This window comes from Sphingomonas sp. CCH9-F2 (assembly GCF_001556735.1).
Lineage (GTDB): Bacteria > Pseudomonadota > Alphaproteobacteria > Sphingomonadales > Sphingomonadaceae > Sphingomonas > Sphingomonas ginsenosidimutans.
Map to the genome: position 1 here is coordinate 1 of NZ_LSJO01000190.1, position 6,564 is coordinate 6,564.

Below are 6,564 nucleotides of genomic sequence, written 5' to 3' on the forward strand. Positions count from 1 at the left end.
GCGCCGGGCGATGCCGGTGCGGGCAACGGGGGCGGCGGCGCGGGCAATGGCGGTGCTGGCGGTCGCACCGCGCGCTACGTCCAGCCCTATATCGAGCTGGGGCAGGTGGTGACCGCCGACCTCACCACCGACGACGTGCTGACCTATACCCAGGTTGCCGCCGGGATCGACGCGGGGATCAGCAACGGACGTGCGCAGGGGCAGGTCAGCTATCGCTACGAACGGCGCATCGACTGGAACGGCGACGTCGGCGACCAGGATATCCACAGCGGGCTGGCGCTGGCGCAAGTGCGGCTGACGCCGTCGCTGTCGCTGGAGGGCGGGGCGATCGCCACGCGCGCGCGCAGCGACATCCGCGGTGCGGCGCCGGGCAACCTGCTGGGCAATGCCGCCAACGTGTCGCAGCTCTATTCCTTCTACGCCGGGCCGACGCTGTCGACGCAGGTCGGGCTGCTGGACGTCGGTGCGGCCTATCGCTTCGGCTATACCAAGGTGGAGGTGCCGGACGTCCCCGCGCTGCTGCCCGGTCAGGCGCCGTTCGATTATTTCGACAGCTCGCGCAATCACATGGCGACCGCGACCGTCGGCGTGCCGGTGGGGCGTGTCGCGCCGTTCGGCGTCACCGTCAGCGGTGGATGGGAGCGCGAGGACGCCGACCAGCTGGATCAGCGATATGACGGCTGGTTCGGGCGCGGCGACGTGGTGATGCCGCTGTCGCGCACCGTCGCGGTGCGCGCGGGCGTGGGGTATGAGAAGATCGAGGTCGGGCAGCGCGACGCGCTGGTCTCCGCGGGCGGGGTGCCGGTGCGCGATGCCGACGGGCGGTTCGTGACCGACCCGGCGTCGCCGGTGCGGATCGCGTACCAGACCGATGGGCTGATCTATGACGCCGGGGTGATCTGGCGCCCCAGCCCGCGGCTGGAGCTGCGCGCCAATGCCGGATATCGTTATGGCGGCGAGACCTATTTCGGGTCGCTCAGCTACGCCATGTCGCGCGACGTGGCGGTCAACGTGCTGCTGTACGACGGGATCGAGACGTTCGGGCGGCAGCTGCGCGACGGGCTGACGCAATTGCCGCGCGCGTTCGACACCAGCATCGACCCGTTTGGCCAGCAGTTCGGCGGGTGCGTGTTCGGCGCGCGGCCGGGGCAGGACGCGGGCGCCGGCGGCGGTGCGGGCGGGTGCCTGAACGACGTGTTCCAGTCGATCGCGACCGCCAGCTATCGCGCGCGCGGAATCGACGGCGTCATCAGCGCGTCGCGCGGGCGCACCAGCTTCGGGTTCGGCATGGGCTATGCCAACCGCCGCCTGTACGCGCCGCGCGGCGCGCCGGGCGTGACCGTGATCGGGCTGGAGGACGAAAGCGCCTATGCCCAGCTGTTCTGGTCGCGCGCGCTGTCGCGGGTGTCGAACCTGGATGCCAATGTCTTCGGTAACTGGTACTCCAGCGGACTGCCGGGCGCCGGCGACGTCTATGGCTGGGGCGCGAACACCACCTACTCGCGCCAGTTCGGGCGGCTCGGCACGCTGGCGTCGATCGGCGTATACGGCTTCGACCAGAGCGGGATCGACACGCAATGGTCCGCGCAGGCGCTGGTCGGCGCGCGGTACAATTTCTGACGGACGCGAGACAGCGCATGTATGACGCATTCTACGGCCTGGCCGACCGCCCGTTCCAGCTGACGCCCGATCCGCGTTTCTGGTGCGAGACGTCGACCCATCGCAAGGCGATGGCCTATCTGGGCTATGGCCTGGCACAGGGCGAGGGGTTCATCGTCATCACCGGCGATATCGGCGCGGGCAAGACCACGCTGGTCGGCCATCTGACCGCGCAGATCGACCCGGCGAACCTCAACGTCATCACGATCGTGTCGACCGCGGTGGAGCATGAGGACCTGTTGCGGATCGTCGCGCAGGGGCTGAACCTGGACCCGGCGGGCAAGACCAAGGCCGAGCTGCTGATGATCGTCGAGCGCGGGCTGCATGCGGTGGCGCGCACCGGGCGGCGCACGCTGCTGATCGTCGACGAGGCGCAGGCGCTGCCGCCGTCGGCGCTGGAGGAGCTGCGGATGCTCTCCAATTTCCAGGCGGGCGGGCGGGCGCTGGTGCAGATCTTCCTGCTAGGCCAGCCGGAGTTCCGCGAGCGGTTGAACGGATCGGACCGGCTGGAGCAGCTGCGCCAGCGGGTCATCGCGGTCCATCACCTCGACCCGATGGCGGCCGAGGAAGTGGAGGATTACGTCACCCACCGGCTGACCGTGGCGGGATGGACGGGGCGGCCGGCGTTTTCCGCCGATGCCTTCGCCGCGCTGCACCGCGCCACCGGCGGGGTGCCGCGGCGGCTGAACCAGTTGATGACGCGCGTGCTGCTGCACGGATCGCTGGCGCAGGCGGAGACGATCGACGCGGCGCTGATCGCAGGCGTCGTCGCGGACGAGGAGCGCGACCTGCCCGCGCCGCGCGCCGATGCGCCCGCCACGCCGCGTCCGGCCGCGACCGTCGCCAACGACGCCGCCGCGACGCCCCTCACGCGCGCCGACCCGCAGACCGAGGCGCGGATCGCGGCACTGGAGGCGCGGATCGCCGAGCAGGATGCCGCGCTACGCCGCGTGCTGACGCTGCTGGTCGACTGGGTGGAGGGCGACGCGGCGCGCGCGGAGGCGATGCGGGGGGCGGCGTGATGCGCCCCGATCCGGTCGTCGACGCCCCCATCCTGAATGCCATGTCGGTCGACGTGGAAGAATGGTTCCAGGTCGGCGCGTTCGAACGCACGATCGACAAGGCCGACTGGGCGACGCTGGAATCGCGCGTGGCGGACAACACCGCGCGCGTCATCGACCTGTTCGCTGCCGCGAACGTGCGCGCGACCTTCTTCACATTGGGCTGGGTGGCGGCGCGTAACCCCGCGCTGATGCAGCGGATCGCCGCGGCGGGGCATGAGGTCGCCAGCCACGGCTGGGATCACCGGCGCGTTTTCACGATGAGCGCGGAGGAATTCCGTGCCGACCTGCGCCGCGCGCGCGCCGCGCTGGAGGATGCCGGCGGGGTCGCGGTGACGGGTTATCGTGCGCCCAGCTTCTCGATCGACCGGCGCACGCCCTGGGCGCACGCGGTGCTGGCGGAGGAAGGCTATGCCTATTCCAGCAGTGTCGCACCGGTCGCGCACGACCATTACGGCTGGCGCGACAGCCCGCGCTATGCCTGGTCGCCGCTGGCGGATGCGGCGCTGGTCGAATTGCCGGTGACGGTGGCGGAGTTCGCCGGGCGGCGGATCGCGACGGGGGGCGGGTTCTTCCGGCTGCTGCCCGCCGCGCTGACCGATCATGCGCTGCGCCAGGTCCATGCCGCGGGCGCACCAGGTGTCTTCTATTTCCACCCGTGGGAGGTCGATCCCGGCCAGCCGCGCGTCGCGGGCGCGCCGCTGAAGTCACGGGTGCGGCATTACAGCCGGATCGGCGCAATGGCGGGCAAGCTCGACGGACTGCTGCGCCGGCACCGCTGGGGGCGGACCGACGCGGTGGTCGCGCGGCTGTCGCGATGACGATGCCGCTGACCACCGCGCCGGTCGGCGTACGCCGCGCCGACGCGCGCGAGGTGGCGGCGTTCGTCGCGGCGCACCGCGATGCCACGCCCTTTCACCTGCTGGAATGGAGCGCGGCGGTGGAGCGCGGCTGCGGGCAGCGCGCGCACTGGCTGGTCGCCGAGCGCGCCGACGGCGCGATGATCGGCGCGGTGCCGCTGACCGAGATGCGATCGCCGCTGTTCGGGCGCGCGCTGGTGTCGGCGGGCTTCGCGGTCGATGGCGGGATGCTGGGCGACGCGGCGGCGGTGGCACCGCTGGCGGCGGGCGCGGTGGCGCTGGCGCAGGAACGAGGCTGCCCCTCGGTCGAATGGCGTGGCGGGGCGGCACCGGCGGGCTGGGCGGTCGATGCGACGAGCTATCTGGGCTTTGCACGCGATCTGGCGGCGGACGACGATGCGGAATTGCTGGCCATCCCGCGCAAGCAGCGTGCCGAGGTACGCAAGGCGCTGGCGGGCGACCTGACCGTGCATGTCGCGCGCACGCGCGCGGCGGCGGACGAACATTATGGCATCTATGCCGAATCGGTGCGCAACCTGGGCACGCCGGTGTTTCCGCGCGCGCTGTTTCGTGCCGTGCTGGAGACGATGGACGCCGATGTGCTGACCGTCCGTCACGATGGCCGCGCGGTGGCGAGCGTGCTGAGCCTGTATCACCGCGGCACCGTCTATCCCTATTGGGGTGGCGGGACCGAGGCGGCGCGCGCCCTGCGCGCCAACGACCGGATGTATTTCGCGCTGATGGCGCATGCCCGCGCGCGCGGGTGCACCCGCTTCGACTTCGGGCGATCCAAGACCGGGACGGGCGCGGCGGCGTTCAAGAAGAACTGGGGGTTCGAGGGGCGGCCGCTGTCCTATTCGGTGTGGAGCGCGGGCGAACGGCGCGAGGTCAATCCGCTGAACCCCAGATATGCGTTGATGGTGAAGGCATGGCGGCGCCTGCCGCTGCCGGTCGCCAATGCGATCGGGCCGTGGATCAGCCGGGGGCTGGGGTGATCGCGGGCGCCAGCGGCGATGTGCTGTTCCTGGCGCATCGCGTGCCCTTTCCCCCCGATCGCGGCGACAAGATCAGAGGTTATCACATCCTGCGCCATCTGGCGGCGCGCGCGCGGGTGCATCTGGTCGCGTTCGCCGACGATCCGCGCGACCGGTCGCCCGCGGCGGCGTTCACAAACATGCTGGCCAGCCACACGATCGTGCCGCGCACCAAGAAGCAATGGCGCGCCGGGCTGGAGGCGATGGCGAGCGGCCGGCCGCTGTCGCTGACCGCGTTCGATGACGATGCGGTGCGGCGCGCGGTGACGGACGTGATGGCGCGGCAGCGGGTGGCCTGCGCCTATGCCTTTTCCGGGCAGATGGCGCCGTATCTGCCGGCGGGGGTGCGGCGCGTCATGGATTTCGTCGATGCCGATTCGGCGAAGTTCGTCGCCTATGCTGCCGACGCGCGCGGGCCGATGCGCTGGATGCTGGCGCGCGAGGCGCGGTTGCTGGCGGCGTTTGAGCGCAGCGTGGCGGCGGCGGTCGACGCCAGCCTGTTCGTCAGCGCGGAGGAAGCCGCGCTGGTGCCGGGCGGACAGCCGCTGGAAAACGGCATCGACGCGGGGTTCTTCGACCCCGCGGCGTCGTTCGCGCCGGTCGAGGCGCCGGGCGTGCCGCTGATCGTCTTCACCGGGCAGATGGATTATCGCCCCAATGTCGAGGCGGTGACGGCGTTCGTGCGCGACATGATGCCTCAGCTGCCTGCGGCGCATTTCGCGATTGTCGGGCGCGCGCCGACGCCCTCGGTACGCGCGCTGGCGGGGGAGCGGGTGACGGTGACCGGGGAGGTCGCGGACGTGCGCGGCTGGCTGGCGGCGGCGGATGTGGTGGTCGCGCCGCTGATGCTGGCGCGCGGTATCCAGAACAAGGTGCTGGAAGCGATGGCGATGGCACGCCCGGTCGTCGCCAGCGCGGCCGCTGCCGAGGGGATCGACCATGGCGGCGCGCTGCGCGTCGCGGGCGATGCGGCGGCGATGGCGCGGGAGATTGCGGCGCTGCTGGCGGACCGGGATGCGGCGGCGGCGCTGGGGCGCGCGGCGCGGGCGCGGGTGATCGCACGCTATGACTGGGCGGCGCGGCTGGCGCCGCTGGACGCGATCGTCGGACTGGCGGCGTGAGCGACACGACCGTGGCGGCCGTGGTGGAGCGCAATGTGTGGCCGCGTCACCTTATCGCGCTGGCGGCGACCGCGGCGGCGCTGCTGCTGCTGTTCCGCGCCGATGTGGCGGCGATGACGCGCATCTGGTGGACCAGCACGACGTTCGGCCACTGCCTGTTCATCGCGCCGGTGGTCGCGTGGCTGGTGTGGACGCGGCGCGCGGGGCTGGCGCGGATCGTGCCGACCGGCTGGGCGCCGGGGGTGGCGATCACCGCGGGCGCGGCGTTCCTGTGGCTGCTGGGCGATGCGGGCGAGGTGGCGCTGGTGCGACAGGTCGCGCTGGTCGCGATGCTGGCGGGCGTGACGATCGCGGTGCTGGGGCCGAACGTGGCGCGCGCGCTGGCGTTTCCGATCGCCTATGCGTTCTTCATGGTGCCGTTCGGCGACGAGCTGGAACCGGTGTTGCAGGACGTGACGGTCGCGATGGTGATGCCGCTGCTCCATGTGGCGGGCGTGCCCGCCAGCGTCGACGGGGTGCTGATCCACGCCGGCCCCTATTATTTCGAGGTGGCGGAGGCGTGTTCGGGCGCCAAGTTCGTGATCGCGATGCTGGCCTATGGCGCGCTGGTCGCCAACACCTGTTTCAGCAGCTGGCGGCGGCGCGCGATCTGGATGGCGGCGTGTGTGATCGTGCCGGTGCTGGCCAATGCGGTGCGCGCGTTCGGGACGATCGTGGCGGCGCAGCGCTGGGGCGTCGCGGCGGCGACCGGGGTGGACCATATCGTCTATGGCTGGGTGTTCTTCGGCGTGGTGATGGCCGCGTTGATGGCGGCGGCGTGGCGGTGGTT

The 6,564-nt window shown here is 71.7% G+C and carries 6 protein-coding genes; all 6 read left to right on the forward strand.

All coding sequences use genetic code 11. The features are described 5' to 3' along the window. Window positions 1-1,620 (forward strand): hypothetical protein (locus AX685_RS22370; RefSeq protein ID WP_066486271.1); only part of this gene is annotated, 1,620 nt, incomplete at its 5' end. 17 nt (window positions 1,621-1,637) lie between these two features. After that, window positions 1,638-2,681 carry an ExeA family protein gene (locus AX685_RS05620; protein WP_066486274.1) on the forward strand — a complete coding sequence of 348 codons (1,044 nt, stop codon included), beginning with the start codon at window positions 1,638-1,640 and terminating at the stop codon, window positions 2,679-2,681. Next, window positions 2,681-3,541 carry an XrtA system polysaccharide deacetylase gene (locus AX685_RS05625; RefSeq protein ID WP_066486276.1) on the forward strand — a complete coding sequence of 287 codons (861 nt, stop codon included), beginning with the start codon at window positions 2,681-2,683 and terminating at the stop codon, window positions 3,539-3,541. Before AX685_RS05620 ends, AX685_RS05625 begins: the two co-directional genes overlap by 1 nt. Continuing rightward, window positions 3,538-4,575 carry a FemAB family XrtA/PEP-CTERM system-associated protein gene (locus AX685_RS05630; RefSeq protein ID WP_066486278.1) on the forward strand — a complete coding sequence of 346 codons (1,038 nt, stop codon included), beginning with the start codon at window positions 3,538-3,540 and terminating at the stop codon, window positions 4,573-4,575. The genes AX685_RS05625 and AX685_RS05630 overlap by 4 nt, the downstream gene beginning before the upstream one ends. After that, window positions 4,551-5,735: a TIGR03087 family PEP-CTERM/XrtA system glycosyltransferase gene (locus AX685_RS05635; RefSeq protein ID WP_231738585.1), complete on the forward strand. Its 1,185-nt coding sequence runs from the start codon at window positions 4,551-4,553 to the stop codon at window positions 5,733-5,735. Before AX685_RS05630 ends, AX685_RS05635 begins: the two co-directional genes overlap by 25 nt. Next, the coding region (gene xrtA / locus AX685_RS05640; RefSeq protein ID WP_082740559.1) for an exosortase A at window positions 5,732-6,564 on the forward strand (833 nt) is incomplete at its 3' end. The genes AX685_RS05635 and xrtA, both read left to right, overlap by 4 nt.

Coding starts and splice junctions, on each gene's coding strand:
- AX685_RS05630 (WP_066486278.1), top strand. CDS start 3,538: ATGACGATGCCGCTGACCACCGCGCCGGTCGGCGTACGCCGCGCCGAC.
- AX685_RS05625 (WP_066486276.1), top strand. CDS start 2,681: ATGCGCCCCGATCCGGTCGTCGACGCCCCCATCCTGAATGCCATGTCG.
- AX685_RS05620 (WP_066486274.1), top strand. CDS start 1,638: ATGTATGACGCATTCTACGGCCTGGCCGACCGCCCGTTCCAGCTGACG.